General features: G+C 65.4%; 21 protein-coding genes. 8 read left to right on the forward strand and 13 right to left on the reverse strand.

Going from position 1 to position 22,544, the window contains the following annotated elements; translation table 11 throughout:
• Positions 1–105: 105 nt before the first annotated feature.
• Positions 106–948, forward strand: coding sequence for an MBL fold metallo-hydrolase (locus C450_RS14235; RefSeq protein ID WP_005044567.1), 843 nt, complete (start codon positions 106–108; stop codon positions 946–948).
• A gap of 61 nt (positions 949–1,009) precedes the next feature.
• Here C450_RS14235 and C450_RS14240 read toward each other — a convergent pair whose 3' ends face one another.
• On the reverse strand, positions 1,010–2,374 hold the full coding sequence (locus C450_RS14240; RefSeq protein ID WP_005044569.1) for an Nramp family divalent metal transporter: 1,365 nt from the start codon (positions 2,372–2,374) through the stop codon (positions 1,010–1,012).
• 258 nt (positions 2,375–2,632) lie between these two features.
• Between C450_RS14240 and C450_RS14245 the strand changes: the two genes are divergently transcribed.
• Positions 2,633–4,333, forward strand: coding sequence for a thiamine pyrophosphate-binding protein (locus tag C450_RS14245; RefSeq protein ID WP_005044570.1), 1,701 nt, complete (start codon positions 2,633–2,635; stop codon positions 4,331–4,333).
• A gap of 68 nt (positions 4,334–4,401) precedes the next feature.
• Positions 4,402–5,376 carry an NAD-dependent epimerase/dehydratase family protein gene (locus C450_RS14250; protein ID WP_005044572.1) on the forward strand — a complete coding sequence of 325 codons (975 nt, stop codon included), beginning with the start codon at positions 4,402–4,404 and terminating at the stop codon, positions 5,374–5,376.
• 38 nt (positions 5,377–5,414) lie between these two features.
• Here C450_RS14250 and C450_RS14255 read toward each other — a convergent pair whose 3' ends face one another.
• Positions 5,415–6,014, reverse strand: coding sequence for an HD domain-containing protein (locus C450_RS14255; protein ID WP_005044573.1), 600 nt, complete (start codon positions 6,012–6,014; stop codon positions 5,415–5,417).
• A 1-nt stretch (position 6,015) separates the two neighbouring features.
• Positions 6,016–6,750 carry an EthD domain-containing protein gene (locus C450_RS14260; RefSeq protein WP_005044574.1) on the reverse strand — a complete coding sequence of 245 codons (735 nt, stop codon included), beginning with the start codon at positions 6,748–6,750 and terminating at the stop codon, positions 6,016–6,018.
• Positions 6,751–6,901: 151 nt separating this feature from the next.
• Between C450_RS14260 and C450_RS14265 the strand changes: the two genes are divergently transcribed.
• Together C450_RS14265 and C450_RS14270 are read left to right on the forward strand one after the other, a co-directional pair.
• On the forward strand, positions 6,902–8,170 hold the full coding sequence (locus C450_RS14265; RefSeq protein WP_005044575.1) for a M24 family metallopeptidase: 1,269 nt from the start codon (positions 6,902–6,904) through the stop codon (positions 8,168–8,170).
• Positions 8,171–8,506: 336 nt separating this feature from the next.
• Complete coding sequence (locus C450_RS14270; protein ID WP_005044576.1) at positions 8,507–9,511, forward strand: LLM class flavin-dependent oxidoreductase; 1,005 nt, start codon at positions 8,507–8,509, stop codon at positions 9,509–9,511.
• 27 nt (positions 9,512–9,538) lie between these two features.
• Here C450_RS14270 and C450_RS14275 read toward each other — a convergent pair whose 3' ends face one another.
• The 9 genes from C450_RS14275 to C450_RS14315 form a co-directional block, all read right to left on the reverse strand.
• Positions 9,539–10,336, reverse strand: a complete 798-nt coding sequence (locus C450_RS14275) for an IclR family transcriptional regulator (RefSeq protein ID WP_005044577.1) — start codon at positions 10,334–10,336, stop codon at positions 9,539–9,541.
• Between the two features lie 98 nt (positions 10,337–10,434).
• Positions 10,435–11,862, reverse strand: a complete 1,428-nt coding sequence (locus C450_RS14280) for a sodium-dependent transporter (RefSeq protein WP_005044578.1) — start codon at positions 11,860–11,862, stop codon at positions 10,435–10,437.
• A 165-nt stretch (positions 11,863–12,027) separates the two neighbouring features.
• Positions 12,028–12,525, reverse strand: coding sequence for a VOC family protein (locus C450_RS14285; protein WP_005044579.1), 498 nt, complete (start codon positions 12,523–12,525; stop codon positions 12,028–12,030).
• A 144-nt stretch (positions 12,526–12,669) separates the two neighbouring features.
• Positions 12,670–13,392 (reverse strand): ABC transporter ATP-binding protein, encoded by a 723-nt coding sequence (locus C450_RS14290; RefSeq protein ID WP_005044581.1) that lies wholly within the window; start codon positions 13,390–13,392, stop codon positions 12,670–12,672.
• The gene (locus tag C450_RS14295) at positions 13,389–14,153 is read right to left on the reverse strand and encodes an ABC transporter ATP-binding protein (RefSeq protein WP_005044582.1); all 765 of its coding nucleotides are present in this window, start codon (positions 14,151–14,153) and stop codon (positions 13,389–13,391) included. The genes C450_RS14290 and C450_RS14295 overlap by 4 nt, the downstream gene beginning before the upstream one ends.
• Positions 14,146–16,131, reverse strand: a complete 1,986-nt coding sequence (locus C450_RS14300; RefSeq protein ID WP_005044583.1) for an ABC transporter permease — start codon at positions 16,129–16,131, stop codon at positions 14,146–14,148. The genes C450_RS14295 and C450_RS14300 overlap by 8 nt, the downstream gene beginning before the upstream one ends.
• 6 nt (positions 16,132–16,137) lie before the next feature.
• Positions 16,138–17,532, reverse strand: a complete 1,395-nt coding sequence (locus C450_RS14305) for an ABC transporter substrate-binding protein (RefSeq protein WP_005044584.1) — start codon at positions 17,530–17,532, stop codon at positions 16,138–16,140.
• A 244-nt stretch (positions 17,533–17,776) separates the two neighbouring features.
• Positions 17,777–18,160, reverse strand: coding sequence for a PaaI family thioesterase (locus C450_RS14310; RefSeq protein WP_005044585.1), 384 nt, complete (start codon positions 18,158–18,160; stop codon positions 17,777–17,779).
• A 572-nt stretch (positions 18,161–18,732) separates the two neighbouring features.
• Entirely contained in the window at positions 18,733–19,986 is a 1,254-nt protein-coding gene (locus tag C450_RS14315; protein ID WP_005044587.1) for an NUDIX domain-containing protein, read from the reverse strand.
• Positions 19,987–20,058: 72 nt separating this feature from the next.
• On the opposite strand from C450_RS14315, the gene C450_RS14320 reads away from it, so the two are divergent.
• The 3 genes from C450_RS14320 (at position 20,059) to C450_RS14330 (ending at position 22,344) form a co-directional block, all read left to right on the forward strand.
• Complete coding sequence (locus C450_RS14320; RefSeq protein WP_005044588.1) at positions 20,059–20,556, forward strand: metallophosphoesterase family protein; 498 nt, start codon at positions 20,059–20,061, stop codon at positions 20,554–20,556.
• A gap of 65 nt (positions 20,557–20,621) precedes the next feature.
• Positions 20,622–21,377 (forward strand): coenzyme F420-0:L-glutamate ligase, encoded by a 756-nt coding sequence (locus C450_RS14325; RefSeq protein WP_005044589.1) that lies wholly within the window; start codon positions 20,622–20,624, stop codon positions 21,375–21,377.
• A complete protein-coding gene (locus tag C450_RS14330; RefSeq protein ID WP_005044590.1) occupies positions 21,364–22,344 on the forward strand; it encodes a 5,10-methylenetetrahydromethanopterin reductase in 981 nt (326 codons plus the stop codon). Before C450_RS14325 ends, C450_RS14330 begins: the two co-directional genes overlap by 14 nt.
• Here the strand turns inward: C450_RS14330 and C450_RS14335 are convergent.
• Positions 22,298–22,519, reverse strand: coding sequence for a hypothetical protein (locus C450_RS14335; RefSeq protein WP_005044591.1), 222 nt, complete (start codon positions 22,517–22,519; stop codon positions 22,298–22,300). The genes C450_RS14330 and C450_RS14335 overlap by 47 nt on opposite strands.
• Positions 22,520–22,544 lie beyond the last annotated feature (25 nt).

Below are 22,544 nucleotides of genomic sequence, written 5' to 3' on the forward strand. Positions count from 1 at the left end.
GGTAGTGTCACTGGCTATCGACTGTTACGTGTGCCGGAAAACAGCGCTCCTGCTCGTCCGTTTTCCGGCGCAAGATTTTATTCCGTTCCTGCCAGTAAGATCATCATGGAAATAACAGTTCTCGGCACGGGGAGTCCGGTCCCGACACTCGAACGCGCAGGAACGAGCATCGCGATCGAGATCGACGACGAGACGCTGTTGGTCGACTGCGGGCCCGGCACCACCCACCGGTGTATCGAGCACGGCGTCCATCCGGCCGCAATCGAGACGCTGTTTTTCACTCATCAGCACATGGACCACAACGCCGACTTCTTCCACTTCGTCATCGCGAGCTGGTCGCTCGGCCGCGAGTCGCTCACCGTATACGGCCCACCGGGAACCGATCGGCTGCTCGCGGCGCTCACCGACGTCTATCGGGAGGACATCGCCTATCGGAAGCGGTTCTACGACAACACCGGTATCGAGGACATCGAGTGGATCGAGACCGACGACGATCTCGTCGTCGAGGGCGAGGACTGGCGCGCGAGCGCGCTCCGGGTGGACCACTCGATCGAGACCTACGCGTACCGGTTCGACACCGACGCGGGATCGTTCGTGTTCTCGGCCGACACGACGCCCATCTCGTCGCTTTCGGAGTTCGCAGCTGGTGCGGACGTCCTCTTACAAGATGCCTGTGTCGCCCGCGAGACGACGCCACCACGAGATCAGCAGGGCCTCGTCTGGGAGCGGCTTACCGAGCCGATGTCGGATGCGCAGGCCGACCGTCTCTCGCGGACCCACTGCTCGCCCGCCGAGGCCGGCGAAATCGCGGCCGAAGCCGGCGTCGAAACGCTCGTCCTGACCCATCTGCTCCCCTACCGGGACACGGACGCGATGGTCGAGGAGGCGGCATCGGCCTTCGGGGGCGAGATCGTCGTCGCCGAGGACGGAATGACGCTCTCAGTGTAGGTTCACGCCGATCGGGACGGTCACGTGCGGATCGACAGTGAGTCGACGAAAGCCAGTTTTCTCAGCCCACGAGCCCGAGCTGGGCACTCGCGCCGAGCAGCCCGAAGACGATCACGAGCAGTGTGGCGACGGCGTAGTACGCTTTCGCCCCAGAGCCGGGCTGGAACTGGGCGGGGAGGTGCTCACGAACGATGTAGTAGTTGGCGATGTAGTAGAAAAACTGGAAGACCGAGACCATGATCGCCGCCCCCACGACGAGCGTGACCGGTAGCGAGCCGATGACGAGCAGGGGAACGAAGCTGATCACGGCCATCAGAACGACGAGCGTCTTGCGGACCCGCTCGGTGTCCATCTCGCGTTCGAGCACTAGGGGCAGGATGTCGCTCGCGACTCGGGGTGCGCCATCGAGAAGGGTGATGACCGTCGAGTAGAGCGCGGCGAACGCGCCGATGATCATCGCCCAGTAGGCCCACGGCCCGAACGATGCCTCCAGAATGGAGCCGAGCGCGATGGCGAGGTTCTGGTCGGTCGGCGGGTTCGGGTAGAGCACGTTCGCCCCGAGCAGGATCATCGCGACGATGAGGACGAACGTGAACGCGTACGCGAGGTTGAAATCGCGGCGACCAGTCTTGATCCACGCCGCGATGTAGTCGTGGAAGCGCTCGTCGTGGGGATCGAGGTCCCGCTCGCGGAGTGCGCGTGCGCCCTGCTCTTTCGCCATCGACCAGCTCGCGAGGTTGATCGTGGTGCCGAGGCCGGTCGGCGCGAACCCCGCCATCGAGGCGAACAGCCCGAGGAACACCGCCGACCGGAGCTCGGGCACGGCGAATGCGGTCTCGGCGATCACCTCGGCCGAGGGCGGCGCGACGAAGATGCCGAGCACTAACAGGACGCCGAGCAACACGACGAACAGTTTGAGAACCGTTTCGAGCAGGCTGTACCGCGAGGAGACGACGAGGACGGTCGCGACAACGAGGAGGAGAGCGTACGCCGGAAGCCGCCCGAGGCCGGGGACGACCGCCGAGAGGAAACTGGCCGCCGCGACCCCGACCGAGCCGGCAATGATCGTCTGGGGAACGACGACGATGAGCAGCGTCACCCACTGCGCCCAGTGATTTGGTCCCGGTAAGTCGCCGTACCCCTCGACGGGGTTGCGTCCGACGCCGTAGTTGTACCTGACGCCGAGCTCCCAGCCGCCGTATTTCACGAGGAACACCGCCGCCGCGATCCAGATGGCGAAAACGCCGTAGAGCCCGCTGAGCGTCGGTGCGAGCACGATATGGCTCGATCCGATCGCGGTCAGCGCCCACAGCAACGAGGGCCCGAAGTGGTTCCGGAAGAACCCGCCCCAGCTCTCGGCGGGGTAGTTCAGCTCCTCGCCGACTCGTTCCTCCTCCGTCGTCGCGTCATCGATGCTTGTTGCCATACGCCAGCCGACCGAGCGCCACCACAAGTATCTACTGATCACGACGGCGAAACCACGCTGTGAGGACCGTCCATTCTGCGAGAACGTTCGGGTCGGCCGCCGCGTTCCCGAAGCGACCGACAGAACGAAGTTCCCCGGATCGAAACGCAGGTGTATTGCCACACACGAACCCGATTTCGGTCTTGACACCGAGAACACGATCCGCCACCGGCCCTCTCTCCGCCCGTCGTGTGCGGCCAACCAGTTCACCACACAACCATGACGAAAGTTAGCACGGAGATCGTTCGAACTCTGGAACGTCTCGACGTTGAGTACCTGTTCGGCTATCCCGGTGGGCGGGCCATCGAACTCCTCGAAGCACTCGCCGGATCGGACATCGAGGTCGTCAGGCCTCGCGACGAGCGCGAGGCGAGCGTGATGGCCGAGATGTACGGCCGATTCCATCGGAAACCTGGTGTTCTCACCGGCCAGGGGCCGTGGATCGGCTCCATCGGTGCGATCGGCCAGATGGAAGCCAGGCTCGGCTCGTCGCCGATGGTGGCCATTACCGAGGCCTCAGAGCGCGGCGACTACTCGACGCTCGCGCCCTACCAGCAGGCCCGCGGCGACTATGGAGGGTTCGCGCTCCCGAAGATCCTCGACGGCATCACCAAGGAGTGGTGGTTCCCGCGGACGGCGAACGAGACCCTCCGATCCACGCAGCTCGCGTTCAAACACGCCACCGCCGGCCGGCCGGGCCCGACAGCGGTGATTCTCGACGGCGACGCCGTCACCGCCGAAGTCTCCGAGAACGATGACCCGCCCACGCTCTGGTCGCCCGAAGAACAGACGAAAAACTGGGAATCGAGCCCCACAGCGACCGACGTCGAACGCGCGGCCGACCATCTCGCGAACGCCGACCGCCCAGTCATCATCGCGGGCAACGGCGTTCACGCCGCGGGGGCCTACGACGAACTCGAAGCGGTCGCCGAGACCTACGACGCCGTGGTGACGACCTCGTATCTCGGCAAATCGACCATCGCCGAAACCCACGACCTCGCGGCGGGCGTCATCGGCTCCTTTGGCCACGAGGGCGCGAATCAGGCGGTGAGCGAGGCCGACACGCTGCTCGTGGCCGGCTGCCGGCTGAACCCGATGGACACCAATTGGCAGGCAGCATCGTTCATCCGTCCCGACGAGCAGACCATCCTCCACGCCGATATCGACACCCGGAACGCGGGCTGGGTCTACCCTGCCGACGTCGGGCTGATCGGCGACGCGAAGCACAGTCTGAACGCGCTCGGAGAGGCCGCCGCGGCGTTCGCGCCAGGCAACGACTGGGCGCGCGACCGGGCCAGCGACGCCCGCGAGTCGTTCCGGGTCCCCGAATGCGAATCGGACGACGAGCCGATCCTGCCCCAGCGCGCGGTCGCGGCGATCGACGGGATCGTGGACGAGGATACCCTCGTGACCGCGGACTCGGGCAACAACCGGTTTTGGTTGCTCAACTACCTCCAAACGCCCGCCCGGCGGACCTACTTCGGCAGCGGCGGCGTCGGCGGAATGGGGTGGGCCGGCCCCGCAGCGGTCTCGGCGGCGATCACCACCGACAGGGACGTGGTCTCGGTCGCGGGCGACGGCGGCTTCACGATGACGATGACCTGCGTCGAGACCGCGGTCGAGTACGGCGTCGCGCCGACGTTCGTGGTGCTCAACGACACCAGTTTGGGGATGGTGCGCCAGATGGACGACGAGATTCCTGGCGTCGACTTCCACGACACCGACTTCGTTCAGGTCGCCGAGGGGTTCGGGGCCGAGGGACTCCGCGTCCGCTCGCCCGATGACCTCGCGGATCGGCTCAAGGAGGCAAAGGCGGCCGACGTGCCCACCGTGGTCGATGTCCGGATCGACCGCGACGAGGAGATGGTCGACGCGCTCCAGTCGTCCTTTTACGAAGAGGTCGGCGGGCTCCACGAGTAGCCGAGGGCCTCACCCGCTTCACCGGAACAGCACAACCTTTTTGCCGATTTCCGCCGATTCCCGAATCGATGGCAACCAACGAAACCGTCCTCGTGACTGGTGGCACCGGGTTCATCGGCTCCTACGTCGCGAAGGACCTCATCGACGCCGGCCACGACGTGGTCGCGTACGACCTCTCGACCGACGATCGAATTCTCTCGAAGCTCGGCGTTGCGGACGACGTCACGATCCGGCGCGGTGACGTGAGCGAGGCGACGGACGTCGTGAACGCGGTCGCCGAGACCGGTGCGACCCACATCGTCCATCTCGCGGCGCTGTTGACGAACACCGCCGAGTCGAACCCCCGCGCCGCCCTCGACGTCAACGTCCAGGGGACGAGCAACGTCTTCGAGGCGGCGCGCACTCTCGACGATCAGATCGAGCGCGTCGCGTGGGCGTCTTCGGCGGCGATCTACGCCCCGCCGCACAACTACGACGACGGCGGCGACTGGTGGGTCACCGAGGACGATCTCGTCTATCCCGATACGCTCTACGGCGCGACGAAGGGGTACAACGAACACCAGGCGCGCGTCTACAACGAGGAGTACGGCGTCGACCACGTCGCCATCCGGCCGACCGTCGCATACGGTCCCTACCGCGAGACCGGCGGGTCGGCCTTTCTCGCGAACATCATCGAGAAACCCGCGCTCGGTGACTCCTTCTCCGTGGAGTACGGCGACCAGGAGATCGACTGGCAGCACGTCGAGGACATCGCCCAGGCGTTCCGCCTCGCGGCGTTCACTTCCGAAGACGACCTCTCCCAGCGGATCTACAACGTCCGCGGCGAACTCGCATCCATCCAGGAAGCCGCCGACACCGTTCGGGGGATCGTCCCCGACGCCGACCTCGAAGTGAGCGGCGAGGGCGAGCTGCCGTGGACCCAACGCCTCGACATGACCGCGTTCCAGGAGGACACGGGCTACGAGGTACAGTACGACCTCGAAGCCGGCTTCCGGAAGTACATCGACGTGCTCCGCGAGGAGAACGGACTCGACCCGCTCTGATCGCGTTCGGTTCGTTTCACAGCAAACAGACTAAAACCTCAGTCGGTCGTCTGGCTGTACTCGTCGACCCACTCGTTCAGGGTGATCCCCATCGCGGACTGGGTGATGGCGTTCGACGACGCCGAGTTGGCGCTTTTGAGGAGTTCGGCCTCCAGCGTGCGTTTCGGTACTTCCCCAAGGAAGTGGGGGATCGCGCGCTGCACAGTAAGGGGAACGCCGACCTCGTGGGCGAGCGCGTAGCCCGAGAGCGAGTGTGGGATCTCCTCGGAGGCGTAGCGTTCACGGTCGGTCCCCGAGAGGCGTTCGGCGTCGACGTGATCGACGTACTCGTAGCACTTCCCGACGTCGTGGAGCAGGCAGGCCGCGACGAGGACGTCGACATCGGGATCGGCGTCGTGGAACTCGCGCTGGACCCGTGCCGATTCGAGCGCGATCTTCGTCACACCGCGGACGTGCTCGACGTTCGTGATCTCGTGGATGTTCCACGCGTACGGGATGTCTTCGATGTCCTGCCAGCCGCCACGGTCGAGCCCGAGCGTCCACGCCTCGACGACCGCTTCCCTGAGGTCGGCGCTCTCGATCCGATCGAGTTCGGGGTAGGCCTCCCGGACCTGGTTCTCGTAGTCCGGTGTCCCCATCTCAGTACCCCTCGACGTCCTCGGTCTCGTTCTTCCAGACTTTCTCCTCGCCGATGAAGCGGGGGCGGCGTTCGACGTCGAGGAAGTTGTTGACGTCCTCACGGGCCTCCGCAGCCACCTCTCGAGTCGGATCGTAATCCCGGCTGCCCTCGCTGCCGAGGGCCTCGTGGAGATCGTCGAGCGTCTCGAAGTACAGCTCCGCGACCCCGTCGAACTCGGCGTTTTCGGGGTCGGTGGGGTACACAGTTTGATAGCGGACGACACCCTCGATGTCCTTCGCGAGCGGGGAGTGATTGCCCTCCCAGTACTCGCGGAACTCCTCGTGACTCATTCCTTCCTGTCGAACGAGAAACGCCGAGTGCTTGTAGAGCCCGTCGGTCTCGCCGTCCACTTCGTCCTTCCAGACCTTCTCTTCGCCGATGAATCGGGGGCGGCGTTCGACGTCGAGGAAGTTGTTGACGTCCTCACGGGCCTCCGCAGCCACCTCCCGAGTCGGATCGTAATCCCGACTGCCTTCGCTGCCGAGCGCCTCGTGGAGATCGTCGAGTGTCTCGAAGTACAGCTCCGCGAGTCCATCGAATTCGGCGTTTTCGGGGTCGTTTGGATAGACGGTCTGATAACGGACGACACCCTCGATGTCCTTCGCGAGCGGAGAATGGTTTCCCTCCCAGTACTCGCGAAACTCCTCGTGACTCATCCCCTCCTGCCGGACCAGCAACGCGACGTGCTTGAACATCTCATCCGGGCGTTCGGCGGCTCGTGTGATAAAATCACCGGGGTCGGTCGAATCCTGGAGCGGCCGACCGTTCAGTCGTCCGGCTCGATCCGCTCGGCTTTGCCGAGGTGGTGGGATTTATGTACGATCTGGCGAACCATCCAGACGAACGATGTACGAACGAAGCTTCATGGAGGGAACGCGGGGAACTCAAGCTGTGGACTGGGAGGAGCGCATCGACGTCAAGCGCATGCGCGAGGAGCGCTACGAGAAGGCCCTGGAACGACTCCAGGACTCGGAGCTCGGCTCGATGCTCCTGGTCTCGGACCCCAACATCCGGTACGTCACCGGACTCGCGATGACTGGCGGAAGCGGGGCGGACCACTACACGCTGCTCACCGAGAACGGTGACGTGGTCCACTGGGACACCGCGGATCACGCCTCGAACCAGCGATTCAACTGCCCGTGGCTCGACGACATCCGGTACGCTGCCCCTGGTCTCGGGAACGTCCCGCGCGCGTCGGGCCGCGACTCCGCGCGCGGCTTCCTGACCCAGAAGATGGCGAGTCTCGTCGAGGAGGCGATGGCGGAGTACGGCGTCGCCAAGGAACCGATGGGGCTCGACGTCGGGAGCACAGGACTAGTCGACGCCTTCGAGTCGGACGGCGTCGACGTTCGGACGAAGGAGTGCGTCGACCTGATGCACGACGCACGAAAGATCAAGACCAAAGACGAGATCGAGTGTCTCCGAATGGTCGCGGCGATCTGCGAGGCGGGGTTCCAGAAGATCACCGAATCCGCCCGGCCAGGCAAGCGCGAATCCGAGGTCTGGGGCGACGCGGTGGGCGAACTCTGGCGACACGGCGCGATGGCCCAGGGCGGGTACGTCACCAGCGGGCCGAACACGTGGCCGAAACACCAAGCGAACACCACCGACCGGATGATGCGACCGGGCGACATCGTCTACGCCGACTTCTACAACATCGGCTATCTGGGGTATCGGTCCTGCTACTACCGCACGTTCTCGATGGGTGAACCCACGCAGGCCCAGCAAGACGCCTACGAGACCGCCCGCGACAACCTCTACGACGTCCTCGAACGCATCGAGCCAGGCGCGACCACCGACGAGATCGCGCAGGGGTTCCCGGACATGGAAGGCGAGCACGCCGACTGGTACGACGCCGACGAGCACTGGCAGATGACGACGAATCACTGGGCGCACGGCCTCGGCCTTCAGCTCTACGAGGTCCCGCTGATCTGGCGGGGGCTCTCGCCGGAGCACCCGATCGAGATCGAGGAGGGGATGACGATGGCGGTCGAGACGATGGAGCCGGCCGATCGTCAGGGCGTCCGGGTCGAGGAGATGGTCGTCGTCCGCGAGAACGGCGTCGAAATCTTGAGTCAATGGCCAGTCGAGGAGATCACCCGAATCGACTACTGAGAAGAAACACGGAATCCACTTCGAGTGATCCGCTGCAGAATCCGCAGTCGAGAACTGGTGCGTCTGGACGATCCCGATGCAAATGAGAGACCGCAGGCCACACCCTCCCCAACCGACTGCGCTCCTCGCTCGCTTCGCTCGCTGTGGTGCTCATCCCTCGTGCGAGTCGCGCGTCTTCGACGCGCTCACGGGTCGCTTTCGCTCCCCGTTCACGTCCGCGGCCCTCTCTTCGGTCGCGCCGCGCTCCGCTCCCACGCGCCACCGCGCCTCAATGTGAGGAAAGCTCCACCGACAGCATAGAAACGTTTAGCAGGCTGCGCCCGCCATTGACGACAAATGCAACTCGGTACCGGACTGTTCACCGGCCAGCGCCGCCCCGACGACGACCGATCGATGAGCGAGCTCTACGACGAGATGCTCACGCTCGGGCGCGCGATCGACGACGCCGGACTCGACAGCGCGTGGGTCTCCGAGCACCACTTCGCCGAGGACGGCTATCTCTCGGGGACGATGCCCGTTCTCGGGGCGCTCGCGGCCGCCACCTCCGACATCGAGATCGGGACGTGCATCGCGCTCGCGCCGCTCTATGATGGCGTCCGTCTCGCCGAGGACGCCGCGACGGTCGACCTCCTTTCCGATGAGCGGCTCACACTCGGTCTCGCGATCGGGTCGAACCCCGACGAGTTCGAGCAGTTCGGCGTTCCGATCGAGGAGCGCGCCGAGCGGCTTGCGGACCAAGTGAACCTTCTCCGGGCGGCGTGGTCCGACGGTCCACTCGATTACGACGCCGAGTTCCACGACGTCGCGCCCGACGTCACCGTGACCCCGAAACCCGATCGTGAGGTTCCGCTGATGCTCGGCGGCGCGGCGAAGCCGGCTGTCAGGCGGGCCGCCCGGACCGCCGACGCGTGGTGTGCGCCCTCGAAGCTCTCGCTCACCGGGCTGGAAAAGCGCGTCGAGGACATTCGTGATGTTCGCGCCGAGGAGGACATCGACGGCGAGTTCACAGTCTATGCGCTCCAGCACGGCTGGGTCGGCGACTCGCGCGAAGAGGCGTGGGAGACGATGAAACCAGGCTACTTCTACATACAGCGCCGCTACGCCGAGATCTTCTCGGGCGAGCCGGTCGATGAGCTCCCCGACGAACGCAAACAGGAATTGAAAGACCAGGCGATCTTCGGCACGCCCGACCAGGTCGCCGACGAGCTCGACCGCTACCGCGAGGCCGCTGGCGACGACGTTCACTGCGTGTTCCGTACGTACCACCCGGGTGTCGGCACCGACGCGATGGCCGAGTGTATCGAGCGACTCGGCACCGAAGTCGCACCGAAACTCCGCTGAGACAAGGTCGTCGGCGGTCGTGCGGCGTTACTCGGGTCGGCCGCCCTCCTCGTTCGAGGCGTACCGGAGGTGGATGTGGATCTCGTCGATCGCGGCGAGCAGTTTGTCGGGCAGCTCCTCTCGGAGGAGGTCGCCTTTCACCCGATTCGCGGGACCGGAGATGCTGATCGCGCCCACCGGATAGCCGTCGGCGTCGCGGATCGGCGCGCCGACCGCGTTCAGCCCCGTGATCGACTCCCCACGATTGAACGCGTAGCCGCGCTCGTCGATCCCGTCGAGTTCGCCGAGCAGCTCGTCGCGCTCGGTGATCGTGTGCTCGGTCTGTTCGGGGAGGCCACAGTGATCGAGAACGTCCCGAACTTCTTCATCGGGGAGCTGTGAGAGGATCGCCTTCCCGGCGGCGAGCTGGTGGAGATATCGTCGCTGGCCGACCCGTGCGGAGGTTTCGAGCGGGTTGTCGCCGTAGGACTTGTAGAGGTGGACGCTGAAACGGCCGTCCTTCGCGACCAGCCAGACCTTCTCGTCGGTCTCGGACGCCAACCGATCGACGAGCGGGCGGGCGGCGTGATAGAAGTCGATCCGGTCGCGCGCGCGCATCCCGAAATCGAGCAACCGGAGTCCGAGGTGGTACTCGCCGTCCGTCCGACGGACGAGGTCGTTGTCTTCGAGGGTCAGGAGGTGGCGATGGATGGTGCTTCGGGCCATCTCGAACTCGTCGGCGAGTCCCGCGAGACTCAGCCGTCCGTTGGCCTTCAGGAGTTCGAGGATCCGGATGGAGGTTTCGGTGGTGGTTACCGGACGATTCGACCGTTCGTTGCCGGACATGCCGAGGGGTATGTAGCTGCCCGTATTGGGCTTTGTGGACCACGACGATGCGAGACACCCCAACCGAACCGCAGCCGCGAAACGGGGGCGCGATGGCGTCAGTCGGCCGCTTCAGCCGTCCCGGTCCGACCGCTTCCCTCGACCCAGCGAACGAGGCCGACGAACGGGATCCCGGTGAGGAGCGCGAGTCCCGCGATCGCCATCGTCGAAAGCGAGAGCCCGGCGAAGTCGACGATCGACGAGTAAAACGAGAACAGGAGGAAGAGCGGGAACACCGTGCCGATCGCGTACCGCCACGGGGTGGCGAGCGCTCGTGCGATCGATCCCGCACCCTTCGTGAACTCCGCAACAGCCTCGTCGCCGAGCACCCACGCGGCGTAGATCATGAATCCGATCAGTCCGAGGGTCATGAGCTGACTCACGAGCGGGCCGGCGACGAACGCGAAAATCCCTCCGTTGAACGCGTTGATCGCGCCGGTTCCGAGGACGAGCACGAACAGACCGAGGGTGACCGGCGTGCGGTCGTACCCGAACTCGTCGACGACGTACGACACCGGGATCTCGAGCATGCTGATCGAACTCGACAGCGCCGCGAACAACACCACGAGGAAGAACGTCGCGCCGATGAACCGTCCCGCGGGAAGCTCGGCGAACGCCCCGGCGATACTCACGAACAGCGCGCCCGTCCCGCCGCCGGTCGGCCCGCCGACGACCGAGAACAGCAGCGGGAACACCACGAGACCGGCGAGCACGCCGATCCCGAGGTTCAAGACTGCGATGATCGAGCCGTCGGCCGGGAGCGAGCGATCCTCGCCGAGATACGACGCGTAGGTCAGCATCGTTCCACCGCCGATCGAGAGCGTGAACAGCGCCTGACCGGCCGCCGCGCCGAGCACCGCCACGAAGTTGTCGGCGAGATACCCGCCGTCAAAGGAGAGGAAGAAGTCGTAGCCCGCGGCTGCGTTCGGCTGCTGGAACGCCCACACCGCGAGGGCGGCCAGCAACACCACGACCGCGGGCATCATGACCTTCGTGGTGGCCTCGATCCCCTTGCGGATGCCGGCGATGACGACCAGTGCGGTCAAGACGAGAAAGACCACCTGAAAGCCGAACGCCTGGAGACCGAAGTCGATACTGCTGAAGTGGGCTTCGGGCTGGGCGAAGTACGCGCCGGTGAAACTCTCGAGGAAGTACCGGAGCACCCAGCCGCCGACGACGCTGTAAAACGAAACCAGCACGAGCGAGGTCACGATACAGAGCCCGCCGAGCGCGGTCCAGCCACGGCCACCGCGGAGCGACTCGAACGCACCGACCGGGTTGCGGTTCGCACGCCGGCCGATCACGAACGCCGCGAGGAGGCCGGGAACGCCGACGCCGAGCACGATGAACAGATACGTAACCAGAAACGCGCTCCCGCCGTTTTCGGCCGTCATCCACGGAAATCGCCAGATGTTACCGAGTCCCACGGCACTGCCGACTGCCGCGAGAATGAAGCCGACCCGCGTTGCCCAGGTGTCGCGTGTCATGTTACCCCAAGCGAGAGGTACTGCCATCAAAAGCCTTCCCGTTTCCCGGTACAGCCGAGACCGTGTTTTCCGTCAGCAACGTGTTGGCGGCTCGATGTACGGTCGTGGATCGATCACTCGTCTGCGGGTATGGATAAAGACGGCTGAAGCTGGCAGCCCGTCCGTTCACTTCTCGGCCGATTCGAACGTCGGCCACGCCGCCTCGACCCGGCGGCCGCCGACGAACGACTGATCTGGGTCGTAGCGTTCCTCGTAGGTGTCGTGGTACTCCATCAGCTGAAACAGGGTCCCGGTAGGGTTGCGCGGCGAGACGAACAGTTCGGTGTAAACCTCGTGTTCCGCCCGATCGACCACGGTGACGCCGGCGTCGGTCAGCGCCGCGGCCACGGCGTCGATGTCGGCGACTTCGCACGTGACGTGATGCAGGCCGGGCCCGTTCGCATCGAGGAACTCCTCCAGAAAGCTTCCCTCGGCGAGCGGCGTGATGAGTTCGAGTCGCGAGGCGTCGCCGAGGATGTAGCCGACCCACCGGAACTCCTCGCCCGGACCGGTGTCGTCGACGTACTTCTCCGCGCCGAGCGCGTGGAGGACGGCCTCGGCCGCTTCGAACTCCTCGACCGCGATCCCAATGTGATCGATCCGGATCGGGGTCTCGTGGGTCATCGATTCACCCGCCTCTCCCCGTTCGCGTGCTCAGTAGTGCGGTTCGCGGCTCGGGATCGCCCGGCTGGATCGTGCGACAGTTCGTCCGTCTGGGGTCGTGGTTCGGTCGTCATTGGTGTCGAATTGGATCTGGCAGTCGATGTGCTATTCGATCGCTCCCACGCCGAGGTGGCGATCGAGGAGCTCGTCGTCGTCTCGCACCGCCGCAGCGGGACCGCTGTGGACGATCTCGCCGTGGGCGAGGATATGCGCGTGGTCCGCGACGTCGAGCGCAACCGGGATGTTCTGCTCGACCAGCAGGACGGTGATCCCGTCGTCGTTCAACTCCCGGATGATGGCCTCGATCTCCCGGACGATGAAGGGTGCGAGCCCCTCGGTGGGTTCGTCGAGCAACAGGAGATCGGGATCGGCGACGAGTGCCCGTGCGATCGCGAGCATCTGCTGCTCACCGCCCGAGAGCACCGAGCCGTAACTCCCCTCACGCTCTCGGAGGTTCTCGAATCGGTCGAGTACCGCGTCGACTGAGGGACCACCCTCGGTCGGCACGCCGTGCTGCCCCATCTCGATGTTCTCCCGTACGGTGAGTCCGGGGAAAACCCGCCGATCTTCCGGGACGAACGTGATTCCTTTCCGAACTGTGTTCTCGGTCGCGAGCCCCGTGATCTCCTCGCCGTCGAAGGTGATCCGGCCGCTCGTGGGACTGAGGTTGCCGACGATCGACCGGAGCGTCGTGGTCTTGCCGACCCCGTTGCGACCCACCAGCGCGACCACCGACCCGCGGTCGACGTCGAAGCTCACGCCCTGGAGCACCTCGGTCAGCCCGTAGCCCGCGTGGACGTCCTCGACCGCAAGCAGCGGGTCGCTCACTGACGGACACCCCCGAGATACGCGTCGCGCACGTCGTCGTCCCCGGCGATCGATTCCGGCGATCCCTCCGCGAGCACCTCGCCGCGGGTGAGGACCGTGATCCGATCCGAGACTCGCATCACGAGGTCGATGTCGTGCTCGATCAGGAGCAAACTTCGATCGGCGAGCACGTCCTCGATCAGGTCCATCGTCGCCCGGGTCTCCTCGCTGCTCATCCCGGCGGTGGGTTCGTCCAGCAGCACGAGGTCGGGATCGGTCGCGAGCACGATCCCGATCTCCAGCCGGCGCTGGTCGCCGTACGCGAGCGTCTCGGCGCGCTCGTCGGCGTGGCTCGCGAGGCCGATCCGGTCGAGCACCTCGTCGGTGTGTGCGGCAACGTCCCCGAACGAGTTCTTGTCACGGAACATCGCGTCGCGGCCGGAGATATCGTCGTCGAAAATCGACTGAGCCGCGAGTCGGACGTTCTCTCGGACCGCGAGGCCGCCGAAGACGTTCGTGATCTGGAACGATCGGCCGAGCCCGCGCCGCACCCGATCGTGGGAAGGAAGGTTTGTGATGTCTTCGCCGCGGAACCACACCGTGCCCTCGGTGGGCGAAAGCGCGCCGGTGATGCAGTTGAACAGCGTGGTCTTGCCCGCACCGTTCGGCCCGATGACGCTCCGGAACTCGCCGGCCTCCACTGTCAAATCGACGCGATCAACCGCGGTCAGTTCGCCGAAGCGCTTCGTGATCCCCTCGGTTTCGAGCACGGCATCAGTCATCCGGGCTCACCTCCGTATCGTCGAGCCCGGCGGGTGGGTCACCCTCCTGGCTATCCCGCCACCGCGCCACGAGCGACGGGATCGAGACCAGGCCACGGGGGACGAACAGCACGAACAGCACGAACACCGCCCCGATCACCATGCGCCACTGCTCGGTGTAGGTCGCGAGAACGTCTTCGGCACCGATGAACACCCCGGCACCGATCATCGGTCCGAACAGGGTTCCCATCCCCCCGAGCAGCGTCATCACGATAACCTCGCCGGAGTTGATCCAGTAGAGTGTCTGATCCGGCGAGATCACGAACGTGTCGGGGTTCACCGCGAGCAGCCCGCCGGCGAGCCCCGCGAGCGCGCCGCTGATGACGAACGCGCGGCGCTTGTATTTCGTGACGTCGTACCCGATGAACTCCGTTCGCTCCTCGCTCTCGCTGATCGACTGGAGCACGCTGCCGAAGGGTGCGTTCATGAACCGCCGTGCGAACAGCAGCGCGGCGACCGCGAGGACGAGCGCGAGGTAGTAGAACACCGCCGCCGGTGTGATCGTCAACCCCGCGAGCGTGAACTCGACTTCGGAGATCGGGGCTCCGACACCACCGATCCCGAGGAACGCGTCGAACCCGAGCAGCCCGTCGCTCCCGCCGGTCCAGTCGAGCTTGAACACCGCGTTGTAGAACAACTGAGCGAACGCGAGCGTGATCATCGCGAAGTACACCCCCGACACCCGGATCGAGAGGTTACCGACGACCCACGCCACGACCGCACAGATCGCCATCGCACCGACGAGCGCGATCAGGAAGGAGGGCGCGAGGTGGAGCAGGACGAGCGCCGCAACGTACGCACCGATGCCGTAGAACATGGTGTGGCCGAGCGAGACGAGTCCGGCATAGCCCATCACGAAGTCGAGACTGAGCGCGAAGATCGCCCAGATGAAGATCTCGTTCAGCAGCGTCACGTAGTAGTCGTTGCCGGTCGCCAGCAGCACGATCGGAATCACCGCGAGTAGCGCCACCACCGCGATTCCGAGCCGTTCGCGGGTCTCCCGCGCGAACACCCCGCCGTGCGCTCCGATCAGGAGCTCGCCTTCGTCCGACTCGGTGGTCTGCCACTCGGGGTTGCCGAACAGTCCCTGGGGCTTCAGGAGGAGCACACCGATCATCAACAGGAAGATCGTCAGTCCTTCGAGCACGGGAACGTACGTCCGGGTCATCGTCTGGATGACGCCGACGAGGAGCCCGCCGAAGACCGCCCCGCGGAAGCTCCCGAGGCCGCCCAGTACGACGATGATGAACGCGGGAATGATGACGCCGTTGCCCATCCCTGGGTTGACGTTCTGATATCCCCCAAGAACGATCCCGCCGACCGCGGCGAGCGCGGCCCCGAAGCCGAAGACGAGGGTGTAGTACCGATCGATGTCGATACCGAGGTTTCGCACCATCTCGCGGTCCTGCGAGCCCGCCCGCACGATCGTCCCGTACGTGGTTCGATTCAGGACGAGCCACGTCCCGATCGCGAGCACGGCTCCCACGAGGATCATGAAGTAGTTGTACACCGAGAGCCGAACGCCGAAGACGGCGATCGACTGGTTGAGGACGTCGGGGACGGTGAGCTGGTGCTGGGAGGTGCCCCAGACGAGTTGAATGAGGTCACTGATGATGAGCACCAGCCCGAACGTGAGGAGGATGTGATAGAGGGGGTCCCGGCCGTACAGCGGTCGGACGGTGAACCGTTCGATGGCCGCACCGATCACGCCCACGAGTAGTGGCGCGACCACGAGCGCGACCCAGAAGCCGGTCGCGCCGAGCGGGGTGACGATGCTGAGTGCGAAGTACGCCCCCAGCGCGAACAGCTCGCCGTGCGAGAAGTTGATGACGTCCATCACGCCGAAGATGATCGACAGCCCCGCCGCCAGCAGGACGTACACCATCCCGAGGGTGACGCCGTTCACGAGCTGTTCGACGAAGGCGGATACGGATACCATGAGGGTTCAGTTCAGGCTACAGCCGAGCTCCGAGGCCGGCGGCAGCGCTGCCTCGCCCTCGGTCTTGTCGATGAGCTCCACGTCGGCCATGTCGCCGTCGCCTTCGACCAGCTCGCCCATCCACGTCGGGTTGGTGGCCTGGTGGTCGGACTCTCTGAGCGTGACGTCGCCAAGGACGGTCGTGAAGGTCCCACCCGAGAGGGCGTCTCTGACGTCGGCCGGATCCGTGCTGCCGGCTTGCTGAATCCCACGGGCGATGAGCCGGACGGAGTCGTAGCCGACCCGGGCGAAGTTGCCCGGTGGTCCGTCGTTCGCGCTCTGAAATGCCTCGACGAACTGCTGGTTGTCACCGAGATCGACCGACGGGTCGTACCGTACGCCACCGTACGTCCCGACGGCGTTGCTGCCGGTCGCGGCGCGCACGCTCTGGAAGCTCATCGTCGGCCCGACGAGGTTCACCTGGTCGGTGAGCCCCTGATCGGCGGCCTGGTTCACGAAGTTGACGAGATCGCCGCCGGTCATGCCGAGCACCGCGACCTCGGCGTTCGAGTTGGAGATCTGGCTGATGAAGGAGCCGTAGTTCGACGAGCCGAGCTGTGATTTCGTGAGCCCTGCCTCCTGATAGCTGTCGTTCGCCGACTCCATCCGAGAGCTGACGCGGTTGTACACCGACTGGCCGTAGGCGTAGTCCGCGATGTGAAACCAGACGTTCGTGCCGAGGTTGTTGACCGAGTATCCCGAGATCGCCTCCGCGATCTGGGCGGTGTTGGTCTCACACCGGAACACCCACTCGTTGCAGTTCTCGCCGGTGATCGGAACGGCGGCCCCGCCAGGGAAGTAGACGAACTCCTCGCTCGCGGCGAACTCGTTGAGCGAGAGCGCGACCGAACTGCTGATCGCGCCGAAGAGGTACTCGGCACCCTCCTCCTGAACGAGCCGCTGGGCGTTCCCCTGGGCGGCGCTCGTGGCGGTCTCGGTGTCCGCGTACACCGGCTCGATCTCGACGCCGAACTCGTCGCTCCCGTTGATCTGCTCGACCGCCAGCTCCGCGCCGCTGCGCTGGCCTGGTCCGAGTGAGCTGTACGCCCCCGAAATCGGGTTCAGGATGCCGACGGTCACGCTCCCGAGATCCGCCGACCCGCCGCCACCCGAGCCGCTCCCGTTGCCACCGGTTTCGTTCTCGCCGCTGGCGTCGCTGCTAGTGTTGCCACCGCTGGAGCCTTCGCTGCCGTTCCCGCCTGCCGAGCCACCACTTCCATTGGCGCTCCCCGCGTCGCCGCCAGAGTCGCCGCTATCGTTCGAGTCGTTCCCGCCACCGCCCCCGCTACAGCCGGCAAGCCCCGTGAATCCTGCCGCACCGGCGAGCGCAAGGAAACGGCGGCGTGAGCTAGCGCTCCTCATAGCCGGTGATTTCGACTCCTTGTCCTTGTCTTGCATAGTCACACCGCGGACTGACCCGCACTCCGTAATAAAACCTTCGACTACTATGATCAAATACTGATAGTAAGGACTCGCTGCGTCGGCGCGATCGAGAGGCCGCTACCGTTGTCTGATTGGGGTATGGGTTTGATACAGACGATTCCTGTCGAAAACACCACCTTATGTGACGGAAATAAGTGCCGGCCGCGACCGAGGCGGAGATGCGCTATCCGGTTTTATATACGCCGCGAACGTCGGCCACCGACGTTCCGTCTTCCGCCGTCACGGCCACGTCTACCACGCCGACGTCGCCGCCCTCGCGAACGACGTCCGCCTCGGCGTAGAGATCGCCGGTGCCCGCTTCGAGATAGTCGATCCGCATGTCGATCGTCGGGACGGGTTGGTCGACGAGCGAGACCAGCGCCGCGCCGCCGACGGTGTCGGCGAGCGTGAACGTAACGCCGCCGTGTGCCATCATGCGATCCTGGTTCCACGACAGTTCCTCGCGCATCGCGATGTGGCCTTCAGCGTGGCCGTCCGCCGCCTCGGTCACTTCGACGCCGAGCAGATCGGCGAACGGCATGCCCTCGAAGAATGCCTCGATATCCATCTCGAATCGCCGGTTGGGTGGTCGGCTATTAAAGAATACCGGAGATCCATCCGTCTGCTTAGACACACCGAGCGTGCGCAGTATTTTTGAGAAGACGCCCACTGAGCCGGTCGCATCGAATCTGTACTGACCGAGAATTAAAATTATCTGCATGCCACCCGTCTCTAATCGATATCGCTTCCAGGCTCCCACAGCTAGTACTATGCGTGGGTCGTGGCGAATCTGAGATGGCGATCTATCCACGGTAGCTGCTTTGGATTGGCAAATTTCTGAATCAGTTGAACGGGTGACTACGACTCCGACCGGCACGAGGTCGTTCCTGTTGTGAGCCACGATAACTGAACCGATATAACCGACGGACCGACCGTTAAAACGACTAGATGTGTCGATATCGTGGGAGAAAACAGATATAGTCGCTAATCACTCGATCGAATGACAAGCAATCGTCGTCCCCACATTCGTGGGCATATTTCGAGTGATCTTTTTGTTTTCTCTGGCAATATCACACCAGGTACCTTCGATCCTGTATCGTCGTGGCTCCTGTGATGCTCCCGTTTTTCTGCCGGCCGGGCTCACGTCCACGCCGCGAGTTCGCGCAGCTCTACTGCCGTCTCGGCGATGTCGTCCTGTTCGAGTCGGCCCTCCTCGGTGACGACGGTGACGTGTTCGGCCGGCGTCCGATCGAACGTCGGGTTCGTCACGGTGAGATTGGCGTCACCGTCGTAGACCGCACCTCGGTCTCGCTCCTCGAAGTCCGGCTCCGCCTCCGGATCGGGATCGATCTTGTCGCTCGCGGCGACGACGTACACCGAAACTTCCTCGTGGGAAGCGGCCACCGCGACGGCCCGGGTTCCGACCTTGTTGAGGACGCTGCCGTCGGAGAAGACGGTGTCCGCGCCGACGATCACGGCGTCGACTACACGCTCGCAGAGGAGGTGGGCGGCCGCCGCATCGATCGCGAGCGTCACAGGACAGTCGTCCGCGAGTGCCTCCGCGACGCCGACCCCCTCACAGGCGGGTCGCGACTCACAGACGAGCACTTCCTCGACCGACGCTTGGCGGAGCGCGTTGAGCACCGTCCCTGATCGCGAGAGCGTCAGCACCGTGCCATCGAGCCGTGCGGCCGCCTCGCGTGCGGCCGCCTCGTCGGTCTCGAACGCGCGGTCGATCCCCGCAGTTGCGGCGCGCTCGATCGCTTCGGGAGTTCGGTCGTCGCTCGCCGCGGCCATCGCGCGGTTGATTCGGTTCCCAACGACCGTCATGCTCGACCGCGCTGTGCGGAGGTCCTCGGCGAGGGTCGAAAGCTCGCCCCACGCGTCCTCGCTCTCGGTGGTCGTTCCGAGCACGCCAGCGCGGTCACGGAGCACCTCCAGAGCACGCACCGAGAGCCATGCCGAGCCGTGATCGGTGTCCGCTTTGACTACTTCGACCGTCGGCGCGACGCGCTCGTAGGACGTCCAGAGATCGGGCACCGTCTCGCGCCGCCTGATTTCGGACGGGGCGACCCACTCGACATCGGTCGTCTCGTAATTCGGCTCGACCGCGCGTGACTCGCAGTCGAACAAGTACGGATGAACGGTCCACCGTGTATCGAGGTCGCCGTCCGTCACTGCGAACGAGTCGCCCGCACGAACGAACGACACGGCATCGTCGAGACCCGTCTCCTCCGCGATCTCCTCGCGTGCGGCTCCGTCGGGATCGCTCTCGACGTGGCCCGCGACCGCACCCCACCGACCGGAATACGAGCCGACGGCGTCGCTGCGGTGGAGCAAGAGAACCTCGCCGCGGTTCCGGAGAAAACAGGTGACGACGTGGGTTTCATCCATAGGATCGCTACCGCGCGTTCGGTCTTGAACGTGGCGCGGGGAACTTTGAGCCTGAGGCTCGAACGGGCGCGCATGGTACGGATCGCGATCATCGGCGACACCCACATCCCCTCGCGCGCGGATCGAATCCCGGGGTGGGTCAGGGAGGAAGTCGAGGCGGCCGACCACACCATCCACGTCGGCGACTTCGATTCGGCCGACACGCTCGACGAGGTACGCGACCTCGCTGGCGTGGAACTCACGGCTGTGACCGGAAACATGGACCCACAGTTCGATCTGCCGTCGGTGACGACGGTCGAGCGCGGCGGCGTCGAATTCGTCGTCGCGCATGGCACCGGCGACATCGAGGGGTACGAGGAGCGCGTAGCAGGCATCATCCGCGAGGAGGCAGCCGACGGGCTGACGGTCGGCGTGTCGGGTCATACCCATCAGGTGCTCGACACCGAGGGCGACGGCGTCCGTCTGCTGAACCCGGGCAGCGCGACCGGGGCTGAACCGGCCCAGACGGCGACGATGATGATCGCGACGGTCGAGAACGGTGACCTCGACGTAACTGTTCACGAGCGCTGACGGACCAGCAGTTCCGGGTAGTGCCGACCCGAAGTACGGAAGTGTCCCCCCACCGGAGGCCGGTCATGAACGTCACTCCCGTCCCCGATCTCCCCGAGATCCGCGAGGGCGACGACCTCGCCGCGCTGATCGACGAACGCGCGGATCTCGATTCTGCCGACGTGGTCTGTGTGGCGAGTACGGTGGTCTCGAAGGCTGAAGGCCGGGCGCACGACCTCGACGCGTTCCCGGCGGGCCCACGCGCGACCGAGATCGCCGACCGGCTCGCCGAGATCACGGGCGAGGAGAAGGACCCCCGGTTCGCCCAGGCGGTGCTTGAGGAGAGCACCGATCTCCTGATCGAGGCCCCGTTCCTGCTGACCGAGACCCGGTTCGGCCACGTCGGCGTCAACGCTGGAATCGACCGCTCGAACGTGCCGGGCAGCGATATCCTCCTCTTGCCGAAACGCCCGGACGAGAGTGCCCGCCGGCTCCACGACGCGCTCTCCGTGCCCGTGATCGTGACCGACACCTGTGGCCGGCCGTTCCGCCACGGCCAGCGCGGAGTCGCCATCGGAAAAGCGGGCCTGCCGGCGAGCCACGACTGGCGTGGCGAGCACGACCGCGACGGCCGCGAACTCGGCGTCACGGTGGAGTCGATCGTCGACGAGCTCGCGGCGGCGGCGAACCTCGTGCTTGGCGAGGGGTCGGGCGGCGAGCCGGTCGCCGTAGTCCGGGAGTTCGAGCTCGACGGGTTCGCGGGGAGCGACGAGCTGTTCCGGGACGTCGAGACCGATTTCGTCCGCCAGGCGCTCCGGGAGTGGTCGTATGCGCGCGATTGAACTCACACCCGAACATCCCACCGAGCGACTCGTCGATCTCGGTATCGCGGCCGATCGGGCGGGGTTCGACACGGTGTTCGCGAGCCACCACTACAACAACCGCGATCCGTTCGCCGCACTCGCGCTGCTCGCCGAACGAACGGACGAGATCCGGCTCGGACCCGGTGTCACGAATCCCTACGAGACTCACCCGGTGACGCTCGCTTCGCGGGTGGCGACACTCGACGAGCTCGCCGACGGCCGCGCGGTGTTCGGCGTCGGGCCTGGCGATCCCTCGACCCTCAGAAATCTCGGCCTCGAAGACGAACGTGGGCTCCGATCGGTGCTCGAATCGTTCCAGGTCGCCCGCCGACTCTGGAACGGCGAGCGCGTCGATCACGACGGCACGTTCGTCGCGCGGGACGCCGGCCTGAACTACGACGTCGGCGAGATCCCGGTGTACGTCGGCGGCGAAGGACCACACATGTGTCGGATGGCTGCAAAACACGCCGATGGACTCCTCTTCAACGGGTCACATCCCGATGACCTCGCGTGGGCCGCCGACCGCGTCGCCGAGGGGCTCGACGAACGCCCAGCCGAACATGGAGAATTCGACCTCGCGGCGTACGCGAGCGTCAGCATCGCCGAAGACGCTACGGCGGCCCACGAGGCCGCCCGCCCGCCGGTGGCGTTCATCGCTGCTGGCGCGCCACCGCCCGTCGTCGAGCGTCACGGACTCGATTCCGACCGCGCGGACGCGATCGGCGACGCGATCGCGGCGGGCGATTTCGGTACCGCATTCGACCGGGTGAGCGACGCGATGATCGACGCGTTCTGTATCGCCGGCGAGCCCGGCGCGGTCGAGTCGCGGCTCACCGCAGTCTCAGAGCACGCTGACAGCATCGTGATCGGTGCGCCGCTTGGTCCGGATCCCGAGACGGCTATTCGCCTTGCTGGGGCGGCGTGCGACCGAAGTTCTTGGGGATGATCCCCGAGACGAGTGCGCCGGCGGTGAGATAGCCGAACACGCCGACCGCGAACAGCACGAAGATCGCACCGAACAGCAACAGGATCGCCGACAGCGGATCGCCGAGCGCGACCTGTGAAAACTTGTCTACGAGTTCGGGGATGTTGCCGAGCAATCGTGTGACGATGTTCGCCATACGCCCCGTCGGATGGGGAGGTACT

It is taken from the genome of Halococcus salifodinae DSM 8989, assembly GCF_000336935.1.
GTDB lineage: Archaea > Halobacteriota > Halobacteria > Halobacteriales > Halococcaceae > Halococcus > Halococcus salifodinae.